Origin of the sequence: Streptomyces tardus, assembly GCF_018101125.2 — a bacterium.
Taxonomy (GTDB): Bacteria; Actinomycetota; Actinomycetes; order Streptomycetales; family Streptomycetaceae; genus Streptomyces; species Streptomyces tardus.
Genome location: NZ_JAELVF020000001.1, coordinates 4,232,260 through 4,246,531, shown reverse-complemented (window position 1 = coordinate 4,246,531; position 14,272 = coordinate 4,232,260). Strand labels below are relative to the sequence as shown.

The 14,272-nt window shown below is 70.7% G+C and carries 13 protein-coding genes; 5 read left to right on the top strand and 8 right to left on the bottom strand.

The window, feature by feature from the left end:
• Positions 1-50: 50 nt before the first annotated feature.
• From JGS22_RS18180 to ctaC, 4 genes are all read right to left on the bottom strand, one after another.
• Positions 51-1,448, bottom strand: a complete 1,398-nt coding sequence (locus JGS22_RS18180) for a L,D-transpeptidase (RefSeq protein ID WP_211039772.1) — start codon at positions 1,446-1,448, stop codon at positions 51-53.
• 126 nt (positions 1,449-1,574) lie between these two features.
• Entirely contained in the window at positions 1,575-1,973 is a 399-nt protein-coding gene (locus tag JGS22_RS18175; RefSeq protein WP_211039773.1) for a cytochrome c oxidase subunit 4, read from the bottom strand.
• Entirely contained in the window at positions 1,970-3,739 is a 1,770-nt protein-coding gene (gene ctaD, locus JGS22_RS18170) for an aa3-type cytochrome oxidase subunit I (protein WP_211039774.1), read from the bottom strand. The genes JGS22_RS18175 and ctaD overlap by 4 nt, the downstream gene beginning before the upstream one ends.
• Complete coding sequence (gene ctaC, locus JGS22_RS18165) at positions 3,736-4,701, bottom strand: aa3-type cytochrome oxidase subunit II (protein WP_211039775.1); 966 nt, start codon at positions 4,699-4,701, stop codon at positions 3,736-3,738. Before ctaC ends, ctaD begins: the two co-directional genes overlap by 4 nt.
• Positions 4,702-4,945: 244 nt before the next feature.
• On the opposite strand from ctaC, the gene JGS22_RS18160 reads away from it, so the two are divergent.
• A complete protein-coding gene (locus JGS22_RS18160; RefSeq protein WP_211039776.1) occupies positions 4,946-6,475 on the top strand; it encodes a cysteine desulfurase/sulfurtransferase TusA family protein in 1,530 nt (509 codons plus the stop codon).
• Positions 6,476-6,643: 168 nt separating this feature from the next.
• Here JGS22_RS18160 and JGS22_RS18155 read toward each other — a convergent pair whose 3' ends face one another.
• Complete coding sequence (locus tag JGS22_RS18155) at positions 6,644-7,618, bottom strand: carbohydrate kinase family protein (RefSeq protein ID WP_211039777.1); 975 nt, start codon at positions 7,616-7,618, stop codon at positions 6,644-6,646.
• Between the two features lie 132 nt (positions 7,619-7,750).
• On the opposite strand from JGS22_RS18155, the gene JGS22_RS18150 reads away from it, so the two are divergent.
• Entirely contained in the window at positions 7,751-7,972 is a 222-nt protein-coding gene (locus JGS22_RS18150; RefSeq protein WP_211039791.1) for a hypothetical protein, read from the top strand.
• A 135-nt stretch (positions 7,973-8,107) separates the two neighbouring features.
• Positions 8,108-9,580, top strand: coding sequence for a hypothetical protein (locus tag JGS22_RS18145; RefSeq protein WP_211039778.1), 1,473 nt, complete (start codon positions 8,108-8,110; stop codon positions 9,578-9,580).
• A 178-nt stretch (positions 9,581-9,758) separates the two neighbouring features.
• On the opposite strand, the gene JGS22_RS18140 is transcribed toward JGS22_RS18145, so the two are convergent.
• Positions 9,759-10,115, bottom strand: a complete 357-nt coding sequence (locus tag JGS22_RS18140) for a HesB/IscA family protein (protein WP_211039779.1) — start codon at positions 10,113-10,115, stop codon at positions 9,759-9,761.
• A 397-nt stretch (positions 10,116-10,512) separates the two neighbouring features.
• Here JGS22_RS18140 and nadA point away from each other — a divergent pair, with 397 nt between their 5' ends.
• Together nadA and JGS22_RS18130 are read left to right on the top strand one after the other, a co-directional pair.
• Positions 10,513-11,733, top strand: a complete 1,221-nt coding sequence (nadA, locus tag JGS22_RS18135; protein WP_372454276.1) for a quinolinate synthase NadA — start codon at positions 10,513-10,515, stop codon at positions 11,731-11,733.
• Positions 11,734-11,874: 141 nt separating this feature from the next.
• The gene (locus JGS22_RS18130; protein WP_211039781.1) at positions 11,875-12,735 is read left to right on the top strand and encodes a GNAT family N-acetyltransferase; all 861 of its coding nucleotides are present in this window, start codon (positions 11,875-11,877) and stop codon (positions 12,733-12,735) included.
• 114 nt (positions 12,736-12,849) lie between these two features.
• Here JGS22_RS18130 and JGS22_RS18125 read toward each other — a convergent pair whose 3' ends face one another.
• Together JGS22_RS18125 and JGS22_RS18120 are read right to left on the bottom strand one after the other, a co-directional pair.
• A complete protein-coding gene (locus JGS22_RS18125; RefSeq protein ID WP_211039782.1) occupies positions 12,850-13,644 on the bottom strand; it encodes a class I SAM-dependent methyltransferase in 795 nt (264 codons plus the stop codon).
• A complete protein-coding gene (locus tag JGS22_RS18120) occupies positions 13,644-14,246 on the bottom strand; it encodes a DUF3043 domain-containing protein (protein ID WP_211039783.1) in 603 nt (200 codons plus the stop codon). Before JGS22_RS18120 ends, JGS22_RS18125 begins: the two co-directional genes overlap by 1 nt.
• Positions 14,247-14,272: the final 26 nt, after the last annotated feature.

Sequence of the window (14,272 nt, the reverse complement as noted above, 5' to 3'; positions counted from 1 at the left end):
GTCGCGCCCAGTCGTGCGCGGGGCCGGTGCCCGGCCCGGTCGAGGTGCCGTCAGAGTCCGGGACGCAGCCGGGCGGAGTCGGCGGAAGCCGTGCCGAGGTCGCGTTCCACTCCGAGGTCGGAGCCGTTCTTCTCCGTAGACCCGGCGTGCTTGGCGTCCTTGGTCCCGGCCTCGGGGTCCTCGCCCTCCCCGCCGCCGCGCTCGCGCTCGCCGCGGTCCTGCTCGGGCGTCGGGCCGTCGTGCAGGGCGCTGCCCTTCTGCCACTGTTCCCAGTTCAGGTTCCACTCACCGAAACCGTTGTCGAAGACGGTCATGTCCTCGCCCTCGGTGTTGGTGTGGGTGACGAGGTCGCCGGCCCGGACGGTGTCGTAGAACCACTTGGCGTTCTCGGTGCTCATGCCGGTGCAGCCGTGGCTGACGTTCGCCGCGCCGTGCGAACCGGAGGACCAGGGCGCGCCGTGCACGTACTCGCCGCTCCACGTGATCCTGGTCGCCCAGTGCACCGGCAGGTCGTAGAAGTCGGCGCTGCCCTCGCCGATGCCGATGCTGGTGCTCTGCATCCGTACGAAGGGCTCGCGCTCCAGCACCACCTTGGTGCCGTTGCGGGTGCGGAAGCCGGCCTTGCCGGTGGTGATGGGTATGGACCGCAGCACCTCGCCGTTCTTCTTCACCGTCATACGGAGCTTGGCGGCGTCCGCGACCGCCTCGACCCGGTCCCCGGTGCGCAGCTTCAGCGCCTTGTTCGCGCCGCCGTACAGGCCGTTCCTGATGCGCAGGCCGGAGAGCGTACTGCGGACGGATATACGGGCGTTGGTGGGCCAGTAGGCCTTCGGGCGGTAGTGCAGCTTCTTGTCGTCGACCCAGTGCCAGGAGCCCTCCACCTTCGGGCTGGAGTCGACCTCCAACGCGCTCTCCACCACTCGGCGTTCGGTGCGCTCGGAGACGGCGCGGCTGAGTTCGGCGGTGACCGGCTGGCCGACCCCGTACGTACCCGCGTCCGGACCGAGCTTGAGCCCCAGCTTCCTGGCCTTGCCTCCGGGGGCCCTGGTGTCGAAGGTCATCGAGGCGCGGCCCGGTCGGCCGCTCTTCTCGGTGCTGACCTTCACGGAGTACTTGGCGCCGGCGGCCAGGGCGCCGGTGCTGCGCCAGCGGCTGCCGTCCGCGGAGAGTTCGCCGGCGAGTCTGCGTCCGGCATCGTCGACGACGACCACATCGGTGATCTGGTCGTCGTCGCTGTCGGCGGTGACGACCAGCGGGTCGGCCGGGTCGAGGGGCGTGCTGCCGGAGTGGACCTTGCCGGCGCCGCCCAGGCTCACCCGCTTCGCCGCGTCGTACGGTTCGGAAGCCAGTGGGTGGGAGGAGTCGCCGCACGCGGTGAGCACCATCACGGGTGCCATCAGCGCACAGCCCAGCGCGATTCGGGGTGATCCCTGCGTACGGTGCCTCATGCAGCAAAGCTATGAACGCGGCCGTGCGGGGGCGCGTTCTGTTCGTACAAAAGAGTCACCCCCGGAAGGCCCTCCGGGGGTGACTCTTGACTTTCCCTCAGCGAGTGCTCACGCGGAGCGGGCGACTCACTGGTTCTGGTTCTCGCCGTGGTAGTACTCGAACGTCCAGCCGAAGATTCCGGCCAGCAGCACCGGCAGCGAGATGAACAGCAGCCACCAGCCGAAGACGACGCCGAGGAAGGCCATCGCGCAGCCCCCGGCGAGCACCAGCGGCTGCCAGCTGTGCGGGCTGAAGAAGCCCAACTCGCCCGCGTCGTCCGCCACTTCGGCGTCCTTGTTGTCGCCCGCGCCGGTGTCGACCCGCTTTGCGGTGAAGACCAGGTAGAACCCGATCATGATCGACAGGCCGAAGGCCATGAAGAGTGCGCTGGTGCCGACCGGCTCCTTCGCCCACAGTCCGTACAGGACTGCGATGGCGAGGATGAACAGGGCCAGCCACAGGAACATCTTGCCCTGGATCTTCACTTGCCGGCCTCCTTGCCGCTCTCGCCGTCATCGGTCGAGACCGCGCCGACAGCGACGGCTTCGCCGAGCTGGTGGCCGGTGTTCTCCATCTGGTCCAGCGCAGCGATCTCCGGGTGGTGGAGGTCGAAGGCCGGGGATTCCGAACGGATCCGCGGCAGGCTGGTGAAGTTGTGCCGCGGCGGCGGGCAGGACGTCGCCCACTCCAGCGAGCGGCCGTAGCCCCACGGGTCGTCCACATCGACCTTCTTGCCGTACTTGGCCGTCTTCCAGATGTTGTAGAAGAACGGCAGCATCGACAGGCCGAGCAGGAACGAGCTGATCGTGGAGATCGTGTTCAGCGCGGTGAAGCCGTCGGCGGCGAGGTAGTCCGAGTAACGACGCGGCATGCCCTCCGCACCCAGCCAGTGCTGCACCAGGAACGTGCCGTGGAAGCCGATGAACAGCGTCCAGAAGGTGATCTTGCCGAGGCGCTCGTCGAGCATCTTGCCGGTGAACTTCGGCCACCAGAAGTGGAATCCGGCGAACATCGCGAACACCACGGTTCCGAAGACCACGTAGTGGAAGTGGGCCACCACGAAGTAGGAGTCGGAGACGTGGAAGTCCAGCGGCGGCGAGGCCAGGATGACACCGGTCAGACCGCCGAAGGTGAAGGTCACCAGGAAGCCGATGGTCCACAGCATCGGGGTCTCGAAGCTCAGCGACCCCTTCCACATGGTGCCGATCCAGTTGAAGATCTTCACGCCGGTCGGTACGGCGATGAGGAACGTCATGAAGGAGAAGAACGGCAGCAGCACGCCGCCGGTGACGTACATGTGGTGCGCCCAGACCGTCACCGACAGACCGGCGATCGCGATCGTCGCGGCGATGAGGCTGATGTAACCGAAGATCGGCTTCCGGGAGAAGACCGGGACGATCTCCGAGACGATGCCGAAGAACGGCAGCGCGATGATGTACACCTCGGGGTGGCCGAAGAACCAGAACAGGTGCTGCCACAGCAACGCACCGCCGTTGGCGGCGTCGAAGACGTGCGCACCGAACTGTCTGTCGGCCTCCAGCGCGAACAGGGCGGCGGCCAGCACCGGGAAGGCCAGCAGCACCAGCACACCGGTGAGCAGCACGTTCCAGGTGAAGATCGGCATCCGGAACATCGTCATGCCGGGTGCGCGCATGCAGATGATCGTGGTGATGAAGTTGACCGCGCCGAGGATCGTGCCGAAGCCGGAGAGCGCCAGGCCCATGATCCACATGTCGGCGCCGACGCCCGGCGAGCGGACCGCGTCGGAGAGCGGCGAGTAGGCGAACCAGCCGAAGTTCGCCGCGCCGTTGGGGGTGAGGAACCCGCCCACCGCGATCAGCGAACCGAAGGAGTAGAGCCAGTAGGCGAACATGTTCAGCCGCGGGAACGCCACGTCCGGGGCGCCGATCTGGAGCGGCATGATCCAGTTGGCGAAGCCGGCGAAGAGCGGAGTCGCGAACATCAGCAGCATCACCGTGCCGTGCATGGTGAAGAGCTGGTTGAACTGCTCGTTCGAGACGATCTGCGAGCCGGGGCGGGCGAGTTCGGCGCGCATCACGAGCGCCATCACGCCGCCGATGATGAAGAAGACGAACGACGTAATCAGATACATCGTGCCGATCGTCTTGTGGTCAGTGGTCGTGAGCCACTTGACCACGATGTTGCCGGGCTCCTTGCGCCGCACCGGCACCGCGCCCTCGGGCGCTTCGGGTGCCGCGGTGGCACCCTGGGGTTCGTTGACGATACTCACGGGTTGTTCGTCTCCGCATTCCTAGCCGAGTCTGCCTGCGGGATCCCCGCGGGGAGGTAGCCTTCCTGGCCCTTCGCCTTCAGCTGCTCAAGGTGCTCCTGGTACTTCTCCGGAGAGACGACCTTGACGTTGAAGAGCATCCGGGAGTGGTCCGTACCACACAGTTCGGCGCACTTGCCCATGTAAGTGCCCTCCTTGGTGGCGGTGACCTCGAAGCGGTTGGTGTGGCCCGGAATGACGTCCTGCTTCATCAGGAACGGCACCACCCAGAACGAGTGGATGACGTCGCGAGAGGTCAGGATGAACTGGACCTTCTCACCCTTGGGCAGGTAGAGCGTCGGACCCGGGTTGTTGTTCTGCGGGTTGCGCACGCCGGGGTTGCCGACCTCGTGGACGCCCTCGGCGCCCTCGGGGAAGGCCTTCTTCATACGGTCCGGGATGGCGGCGAGTTCTTTCTCCTCCGCGGCGTTGCCCGTACTCGCGTCCCCGTCGACGTCCTCGACGTAGTTGAAGGCCCAGCTCCACTGGAAACCCACGACGTTGACGACGTGGGCCGGCTTGTCCGAGGTCTCCAGGAGCTTCGCTTCGTCGCGAGCGGTGAAGTAGAAGAAGACCGACACGATGATGAGCGGAACCACCGTGTACAGGGCCTCGATCGGCATGTTGTACCGCGTCTGCGGCGGAACCTCGACCTTGGTCCTGGAACGCCGGTGGAAGTACACACTCCACAGGGTCAGGCCCCAGGTCAGTACGCCGACGATGATCGCGGCGACCCAGGAGCCCTGCCACAGGGAGAGAATCCGTGGCGCCTCCTCGGTGACCGGGGTCGGCATACCGAGGCGAGGGAGGTCTTCTGATGTGCAACCGGTGGCTGTCGCCAGGACCAGGCCCGCAGCCAGCACCTGCGGCAGGGTCCGCCGCATCGGGCGCCGCGACGAGCGGTCGGAGCCGTTGGGACTCACGTAGCGCCTTCCCGAGAGTCTCGCCCGCTCGGCCTGGCGCGGCCCTTGGTGACCGGGCGCCGGCCCTGGCGCGGGCAGGGTTTGGATGTTTATGCGGACCAAACCCTACTGGACGCAATTTGGCGCTGCGCGGGGAGGGTCACTAACGCGCCGCCGGTCCCTCCGAAGGAGTGGAATGCCCTGTTCGCGGGGGTCTTCTGACGCGGATTCCTCTCCTCCGCGAGGGGCGCGCTAGCGTCGTCCGGTGCCCTACTTCGACGCCGCTTCCGCCCTCCCTCCGCACCCCGTCGCACGGCAGGCGATGCTCGCCGCGCTGGACGAGGGGTGGGCCGACCCGACCCGGCTGCACCGCGAGGGCCGCCGCGCCCGGCTGCTGCTGGACGCCGCCCGGGAGAGCGCCGCCGAGTCCCTCGGCTGCCGGCCCGACGAGCTGGTCTTCGCACCGTCCGGGACCCGCGCGCTGCACACCGCGGTGGCGGGTGCGCTGACAGGCCGTCGGCGGGTGGGCAACCGGCTGCTGGTCTCCGCGGTGGAGCACTCCGCGGTGCTGCACGCGGCCGAGGCCCACGAGGCCGGCGGCGGCCGGGTCTCCCGGCTCGGCGTCGACCGGGAGGGCCGCGTGCTGCTGGAGGAGGTGCGCGCCGCGCTGGCCGAGGAGAAGGGCGCGGCGGCGCTGTTGTGCCTCCAGTCCGCCAACCACGAGGTCGGGACCGTCCAGCCGCTTTCCGAGGTCGCCGCGTACTGCCTGGATGCGCGAGTGCCACTGCTGGTGGACGCCGCGCAGACACTGGCCTGGCAGAACCCGCCCGGGGGCTGGTCCCTGCTGACGGGCAGCGCGCAAAAATGGGGCGGGCCCGCCGGCGTCGGCCTGCTCGTGGTGCGCAAGGGCACGCGCTTCGCCCCGGCGGGCCCACTGGACGAACGCGAGCGGGGCTGGATGCCCGGCGCGCCCGGCCTGCCGGCGATCGTCGCGGCGGCGGCCTCGCTGCGCGCCGCACGGGCGGAGGCCGCCGTGGAGAGCGAACGGCTGCGCACGCTGGTGGACCGCATCAGAACGGCGGTGCCCCAACTCGTCCCGGACACCGAGGTGGTGGGGCATCCGCAAGAACGTCTCCCCCATCTGGTCACCTTCTCCTGCCTCTACGCCGACGGGGAGTCGCTGCTGCACGCGCTGGACCAGGCGGGGTTCTCCGTCTCCTCCGGGTCCTCGTGCAGCTCCAGCACGCTGACGCCGTCTCATGTGCTGCGGGCGATGGGCGTGCTCTCCGAGGGGAACGTACGGGTCTCGCTGCCGCCGGGCACGACCGGCGCAGAGGTGGACGCGTTCCTCGCGGCGCTGCCGGAGGCAGTGCGTTCGGTGCGCGCCCGGCTCGACCCGCCCGCCGGGACAGGCGGTGGCGCAACGGCGACTTCGGGCGGTACGGCGGCTTCGGGCGGTACGGCGACTTCGGGCGGTACGGCGGCGGACGTTGCGGAGACCTCGGGCAGTGCGGAGACCTCGGGCAGCGCGGCGGCGACCGGCGGCGGAGAAGCGGCGGGAGCCGGCACCGCGGGTGCCCCGGTGGGGCTCACGGTGGACGCGTTGGGGCGGCGCTGCCCGATGCCGGTGATCGAACTGGCGAAGGTCATCGACCGGGTTCCGGTCGGCGGGATCGTCACGGTGCTGGCCGACGACGAGGCGGCTCGGCTGGACATCCCGGCCTGGTGCCGGATGCGCGGCCACCGCTATCTGGGAGCCGAGGGCACGGCGCACCGGGTGGCCCGGGAGAAGTAGCCACACGCACCGCTGCGTCCAGGGGGCGGCGGGCGGCCGGCCGGGGAGGGCCGCCGGGCGGCCGGAAGAGAAGGCGGTCGCGCGGAGGGGCAGCAAAGGCGGCGGGTGTGCGAATACGGGTGCGGGGCGGGGGCCGCGACCCCCGCCCCGCCACTTCCGCTGCCGGGATCAGCCCAGGTACTTCTTCACCTCGGCCGCTGCCTCGTCGCCGTAGGCGGCGGTGAAGCGCTCCAGGAAGTGCGCCCGGTGCAGCTCGTACTCCTGGGTGCCGACGGTCTCGATGACGAGGGTGGCCACCATGCAGCCGACCTGTGCGGCCCGCTCCAGGCTGACGCCCCAGGCGAGACCGGAGAGGAAGCCCGCACGGAAGGCGTCGCCGACGCCGGTCGGGTCGACCTTGGCCTCCTCCTGCGGGCAGCCGACCTCGACGGTCGGCTCTCCGGCGCGCTCGATGCGGACGCCGTTGGCACCGAGGGTGGTGACCTTCGTACCGACGCGCTCGAGCACCTCGGCGGCGGTCCAGCCGGTCTTGCTCTCGATCAGCGCGGACTCGTACTCGTTGGAGAAGAGGTACGCGGCGCCCTCGGTGAGCGCGCGGATCTCCTCGCCGCCCATGCGGGCCAACTGCTGGGAGTAGTCGGCGGCGAAGGGGATGCCCCGCTTCCGGCACTCCTCGCTGTGCCGCATCATCGCCTCGGGGTCGTCCGCGCCGATGTGCACCAGATCCAGGGTGCCGACGCGCTCGGCGACGGACTGGAACTCGATGTTGCGTGCCTCGCTCATCGCACCGGTGTAGAAGGAGCCGATCTGGTTGTGGTCGGCGTCCGTCGTGCAGATGAAGCGGGCCGTGTGCAGCACCTCGGAGATCCGTACGGACTGGGTGTCCACGCCGTGGCGGTCGAGCCAGGCGCGGTACTCGGCGAAGTCCGAGCCGGCGGCACCGACCAGCACCGGGCTGGCGCCGAGCTGACCCATGCCGAAGCAGATGTTGGGGGCGACGCCACCGCGGCGGACGTCGAGCGAGTCCACCAGGAAGGACAGCGAGACGGTGTGGAGCTGGTCGGCCACGAGCTGGTCGGCGAAGCGACCGGGGAACGTCATCAGGTGATCTGTGGCGATGGAACCGGAGACGGCGATACGCACGGCGGGCTGCTCCCGAGGAGGGCGACGGTGTGGACGCTTCACGCTACCCGTTCGGAGGATATTTCCCGAGTCCCTGAAACTACCCGAAAGTAGGGCTTACCAGCCTCTCTCGGTGTGCGTAGCGTGACTCTCATGACGAAGCAAGTGCCTTCTGCCGCCGACCGCTACACCCACGCTCCCGAGCCGGATTCGATGGACGACCTCCGCCAGGACTGCGCCCGGATGTCCGCCCGCTGGACCCCGGTCGGCGTGACCCCGGCCCGGGAGAGTGTCTCGCACTCGCGGCTGCACGGCGTACGCGTTCCCGAGCGGTCGGCCCGGATGCTCGACGGAATGTCCGACTACGGCGACTGATCAGTCGGCTTCGCCCACCCCGTTCCACTCCGACTCGGTTCCCCCGGGCCCCGCTCCGCGGGAGTCCGGGGGAACCGTTCGTCACCACGGCTCGTCCCACCGCTGTCAGGGCATCCGGAGTCGAAGGAGTCAGTGGTGAGCGCCGAATCCCACACCCACGGCGAAGCCGAGCGGGACCACGCGGACAAGCCGCGCCGCCGCAGGCTCGCAGCCGTCTCCGTCGCCGCCGCGGTGGTGCTGGCGGCGGGCGGCACCTATTTCGCACAGGCCCAGGTCGGCTCGGACTCCTCGTCCGGCGCCCCGTCGGCGCAGCGCGAGGACGACCCGGAGCCGCTGGAGCTGGACGGCCACGGCGGTGCGGGCGAGCCCGGCAAGAGCGCTGCGCCCTCCTACGAGTTGACCGGCGACAGCGACCGCGGACCGGCCCGGGCCCCGGTCTACCGCACGGCGAAGGTCGACGAGAAGTCCGTGATCGACCTCGCCCGTGAGCTCGGCGCGGAGGGCGAGCCGGACAAGCGCGGCGAGACCTGGGTGGTGGGCGAGGGCCGGTCGGGGCCGGCACTGCGGGTCAGCGGTACGTCCGAGGGTCGCCAGGGCCAGTGGTCGTTCAGCCGCTACTCCCCCGGCGCCGAACCGCGGTGCGGAAAGCTGCCGCAGCCCGACAAGCCGCCGCGCTGCCCCTCGACAGCCGCGGGCCCGGACACCCCGGCAGGGTCCGAACCGACCCCGGGCGACGGCACAGCCGCAGAGCGCCCCGCAGGCCAGGAGCCGGTTTCCGAGCGGGAGGCGCGGAAGTCCGCCGAGCCGGTGTTGCGCGTACTGGGCCTGGAGAAGGCCGAGTTGGACAGCTCCACCACCCAGGGTGCGCTCCGTACGGTCAAGGCGCGGCCCGCCCTGGGCGGGCTGGCGGTCGAGGGCTGGGACACCCGGCTCACGATCGGCTCGGACGGCAAGCTCGTACGCGGTCACGGGGCGCTGGCGCCGCTGACCAAGGGCTCCGAGTACCCGGTGCTCGACGCCGACCGGACTCTCGCGGAGCTGAACAGGCACCGCCCCGTCCACCACCCCGACATCCAGTGCATCAAGGAGCCGTGCGAGGGGCCGAAAGGCGGCCCGGCGAAGGTCCTGGACGCCTCGTTCGTGCTGGCGGCGCACTCCGCACAGGGCAAGAGGGTGCTGGTTCCCTCCTGGAGCTTCGAGCTGGGCGCGGGGAAGTCGGTCAGCCATCCGGCGATCGATCCCGAATTCCTGGCGAAGGAAAGCCGGAAGGACGGGACTTCGGGGAACGCGGGCAGCGGCTCACAACCGGGGCGCCCCGGATCCGAGCAGCCTGCCGACCCCTCCCCTCCGGGCGAGAGCGTGGAACCGTACCGATCGGGCGACCGTGAGCTGACCGTCCACTTCTGGGGCGGCGCCTGCTCGGACTACACCGTCAAGGCCGAGGAGAGCGGCGAGCGGGTGCGGATCACCGTGGTGGAGAAGCCGCGCGATCCGGGAGGAGTCTGCATCAAGGTCGCCAAGGCGATGGAGGAGACCGTGACGCTGGACGCGCCGGTCGGCGACCGCGCCGTGGTGGACGAGAAGGGCAAGGAGCTGCCCCGGCGCTGAGCGCCGCGGGCAAGCAGCACGAGCCGCTGTGGACGAGCCGCTGTGGGGGCGGCAGGCAGGAAGGGCGGGCCCTCCCCGATTCGGGGAAGCCCGCCCTTCTTGTGCGTCGGTGTGGCTCAACGCCCGCCCGTGCGCCACGACTTCGGCGCCGCGACTCGGCGAACGCGCGCCCCGCGGCTCAGCTGAAGGAGTCGCCGCAGGCGCAGGAGCCGGTCGCGTTGGGGTTGTCGATGGTGAAGCCCTGCTTCTCGATGGTGTCGACGAAGTCGATGGAGGCGCCGCCCAGGTACGGGGCGCTCATCCGGTCGGTGACGACCTTCACACCGTCGAAGTCCTTCACGACATCGCCGTCGAGCGAACGCTCGTCGAAGAACAGCTGGTATCGCAGGCCCGAGCAGCCACCCGGCTGAACGGCGACGCGCAGCGCCAGGTCGTCCCGGCCCTCCTGCTCCAGCAGGGCCTTGACCTTCGCCTGGGCGGCGTCGGACACGATGATGCCGTCAGTGGTCGTGGCGGTCTCGTCCGATACGGACATCTGCTTCTCTCCCGGGTTGTACGGACTGCTCTGCCGCCTGCTGCAACAGACGAGTTCCCGGATCTATTCCGGTCCAGGAGCTTTTCTCGCCACCGCGTTCGCACTGGTCTCGTACTGCTCACCCGGCGCTGCTCCGCTCTCATGCTCGCACACCGCCCGGGCACCGGTCACGGGTCGGCCGACCGCATCCCCGTCCGGCACGGTGCGCGGCACGGAGCGGCCGGGCCCGGGGCGCCGCCCCGGCGGCCCCACCGGCGCCACCGGGGCGGTGTCCGACACCGGCGACGAAGCGGGGATGCGTCACATTGACACGAGGCCCATCGTCAAGCTGACACAAAGCGGCTATCATAGATAACGTCAAATCGACGAAAAGCGTTGAGCCGAGCAACCAGAAAGGGTGCGTGCTGTGACCGCTGCGTCGAACGCAACCCCGCCCACCCAGACGTTGGACGTCCAGCCCACTCCCCTCGCCCTGCTGCTGCTCGGCCGGGAAGCCGACCCGCGGAGCGAGCGCGGGGTGGAGTGCCCCGGCGACCTCCCCTCCCCCTCGGACCCCGATCTGGTGGCCCGTGCCCGCGCCGCCAAGGAGCGCCTCGGTGACCGGGTCTTCGTGCTCGGCCACCACTACCAGCGGGACGAGGTCATCGAGTTCGCCGACGTGACGGGCGACTCCTTCAAGCTCGCCCGCGAGGCGGCGGCCCGCCCCGACGCGGAGTACATCGTCTTCTGCGGCGTGCACTTCATGGCCGAGTCCGCCGACATCCTGACCTCCGACGACCAGCAGGTCGTACTGCCCGACCTGGCCGCGGGCTGCTCGATGGCCGACATGGCCACCGCCGAGCAGGTCGCCGAGTGCTGGGACGTGCTGGCCGAGGCCGGGGTGTCCGAGCAGACCGTGCCGGTCGCGTACATGAACTCCTCGGCCGACATCAAGTCGTTCACCGGGCGCCACGGCGGGACCATCTGCACCTCCAGCAACGCGGCACGCGCGCTCGGCTGGGCCTTCGAGCAGGTCGACCCCGACCGCGGCAAGGTGCTCTTCCTCCCCGACCAGCACCTGGGCCGCAACACCGCCGTGCGCGACATGGGGATGTCGCTGGAGGACTGCGTCGTCTACAACCCGCACAAGCCCAACGGCGGCCTCACCCCCGAGGAGCTGCGCGACGCCCGGATGATCCTGTGGCGGGGCCACTGCTCCGTGCACGGCCGCTTCTCGGTGGACTCGGTGCGCGACGTGCGCGAGCGGATGCCCGGCGTCAACGTGCTGGTGCACCCCGAGTGCAAGAACGAGGTGGTCGCCGCCGCCGACTTCGTCGGGTCGACGGAGTACATCATCAACACCCTGGAGGCCGCCCCCGCGGGCTCCAAGTGGGCGATCGGCACCGAGCTCAACCTGGTGCGCAGGCTCGCCAACCGGTACGCCGCCGAAGGCAAGGAGATCGCGTTCCTGGACCGGACCGTGTGCTTCTGCTCGACGATGAACCGCATCGATCTCCCGCACCTGGTCTGGGCGTTGGAGTCGCTGGCCGACGGTACGACCGTCAACCGCATCCAGGTCGACCGGGAGACGGAGAAGTTCGCCAAGCTCGCGCTGGAGCGGATGCTGGCCCTGCCCTGAACCCTTGACCCCCGTGCCCCGCGCCCCCGCGCCGACCGGTGTTCGCCGGCCGACGCGGGGGCGGACTGCCGGGGGCTGCGGGGCGGCCGGCCGAGGCGGGACGGGCTGCGCGGGGCACGCCCCGGGCGGCAGGATGTCCCCATGATCCTTCGCCCCCTACGACCAACTGCCGCTGACGCGGAGGCCGTTCGCACGGTGACGGCTGCCGCCTTCGTCGATCTGGACACCCGCCCCTGGCCGCCGGGGCGGATCGACCGCCACCACCGCCGGGCGCTCCACCTCGCCGAGCGGGACCCCGACGGCTGCTGGATCGCCGAGGACGCGCAGGGCAGACCCGTCGGCACGGTGCTCGCGAGCATCAGAGAGGGCACCTGGGGACTTTCCCTGCTCGCGGTGGGACGGGAGGCCCAGGGCGAGGGGGTCGGGAAGGCGTTGCTGACACGGGCACTGGAGTACGGGCGCGGCTGTCTGCGCGGCGTCATCTGCTCGTCCGACCACCCGGCCGCGGTTCGCGCGTACCGCGCGGCCGGCTGCGATCTGCACCCGGCGATGCGGCTGACCGGCGAGGTTCGGCACGCCGGACTGGCCGCGCCCGACGGCCCGGTCGCCCCCGGGGGGCCGGACCGGTTCGATCTGCTCGACTCGGTGGACCGCCGGCTGCGGGGCGGGGCGCGCGGCAGCGACCATCACGAACTCCTGCGCCACTTCCGCCTGTTGGTCTGCGACGACCTGGCGGGCAGCGGCTACTGCTACTACTCCCCGGACGGCGGGATCGAGTTGCTGGCCGCCACCTCGCGCCGACTGGCCACCCGCCTGCTGACCACCGCGCTGCTCGGCATGGACGACGGCGCCGAGGTGGAGGCGACAGGCCTGACCGCCGAGCAGCAGTGGGCCGTGGATGTCGGGCTGGCCGCGGGCCTGCGGGTGTCGGCCGGCGGCTTCGTCTGCCTGCGGGGCATGCGTCCGCCGACTCCGTACGTGCCGTCGGGGGCGTACCTCTGAGATCGGCGGCGCGCACCGGCGGCCGGTGACGGGCAGCCGCCGCACGGCAGCACGGCCGCGGGCGCCCGGGACACGGGCGGCGGCTACCGCCCGGCCGGCCTCGGACCCCGCCGGTCAGCCGCGTACGCCGCACAGGTGCAGCTGGGCAGCCACCGCGCGGTAGGGGTCGGTGGTGCCCGCCCGCTCCTCGGCGGCGAGCAGCCGCTGCCATTTCTCGCCCTGCGGCGGCTCGGCGTCGTCCGGCGCGAGGTCGGTCAGCACCCGTACGCCGTACCAGCGGGCGAGCGGGACGCCGATACCGGCCAGCGTGGCGGTGAGGCTCTCCAGCCGGTCGGCGCGGGCGGCGAGGCCGAGACGGTTGGTGTACCCGGGCTCGTCGAACGCGGACAGGGCGGCGGACCAGTCGCCCGACTGGCCGGGCCGGAGCGCCAGGGCGTCGGCGTTGCGCACGAGCAGCGAGAGCAGCCCGTCCCTCGCGAGCACCCGCGCGAGCCCGGCCAGGGTCGGCCCCGGCTCCGCCAGGTACATCAGCACGCCGTGGCACAGCACCACGTCGAAACTGCCCGGTGCGAACAGCGCACCGGTGTCCCTCGCGTCCCCGGCCCGCAGATGCAGTCGGGCCCGGATGCCCTCGGGCTCCTGCTCCAGCGCGGTGTGCGCCGCCGCGAGCATGGTGGGGTCCGACTCCAGACCGGTGACCTCGTGACCGAGGCGGGCCAGCCGCAACGCCTGGACACCCTGGCCGCAGCCGACGTCCAGCACCCGCAGCCGCCGGTCGATCGGATAGCGGTGGGTGAGCTGTTCGTCGAGCTGCCGGGTGACCAGCGCGTGGCGCACGGCATCGCGGAACTTGCCCTGTCCGTTCAGCCAGCGGTCGACGGCGGGGCTGAAGTGGTTGACCGCGGTCATCAGCGCCGCGGAGCCTCTCCCCGCGCCACCTGCGGCTTGGGCAGCCGCATCCGGCGCATCTGCAGGGTGCGCATCAGCCCGTAGCCGGTGGTGCCCTTCAGGCTCTCGTCCGGGAACCGCTCGCGCAGCGCCTTCTTCAGACGTCGGGCGGTGAGCACCGAATCGAAGATGATCATGATGATGACGCCCATCCACAGCACCAGCGAAAGGTTCTTCGCGGCGAGCGACGGCATGATGCTCATGACCAGGATGATCAGGGCGATCGGCAGGAAGAACTCGGCGATGTGCCACCGGGAGTCGATGAAGTCCCGGGTGTAGCGCCGCAGTTGGCCCCGGTCGCGGAGCGGCAGGTAGCGCTCGTCGCCGGTGGCCAGCGCCTCGCGCTGCTTGGCGAGGTCGGTGCGGCGGGCCTCCCGGGCCCGCTTCGCGGCCTCCTTGCGGTTGGCAGGCGGCTTCGACAGGCTTCGCCTGCCCGTCTGGGCCTCGCTCCGCTTGGGAGTGGGGCGGCCCTTGGGTGCCTGGGGGTCACGGGTCAGCTTCGTCAGGTCCTCGCCCGGCTGGCTTGGCGCGGCCTGCTCATCCTTGGAACGGCTTCGGAACACGCACCCAAGGGTACGTGCACCGCACG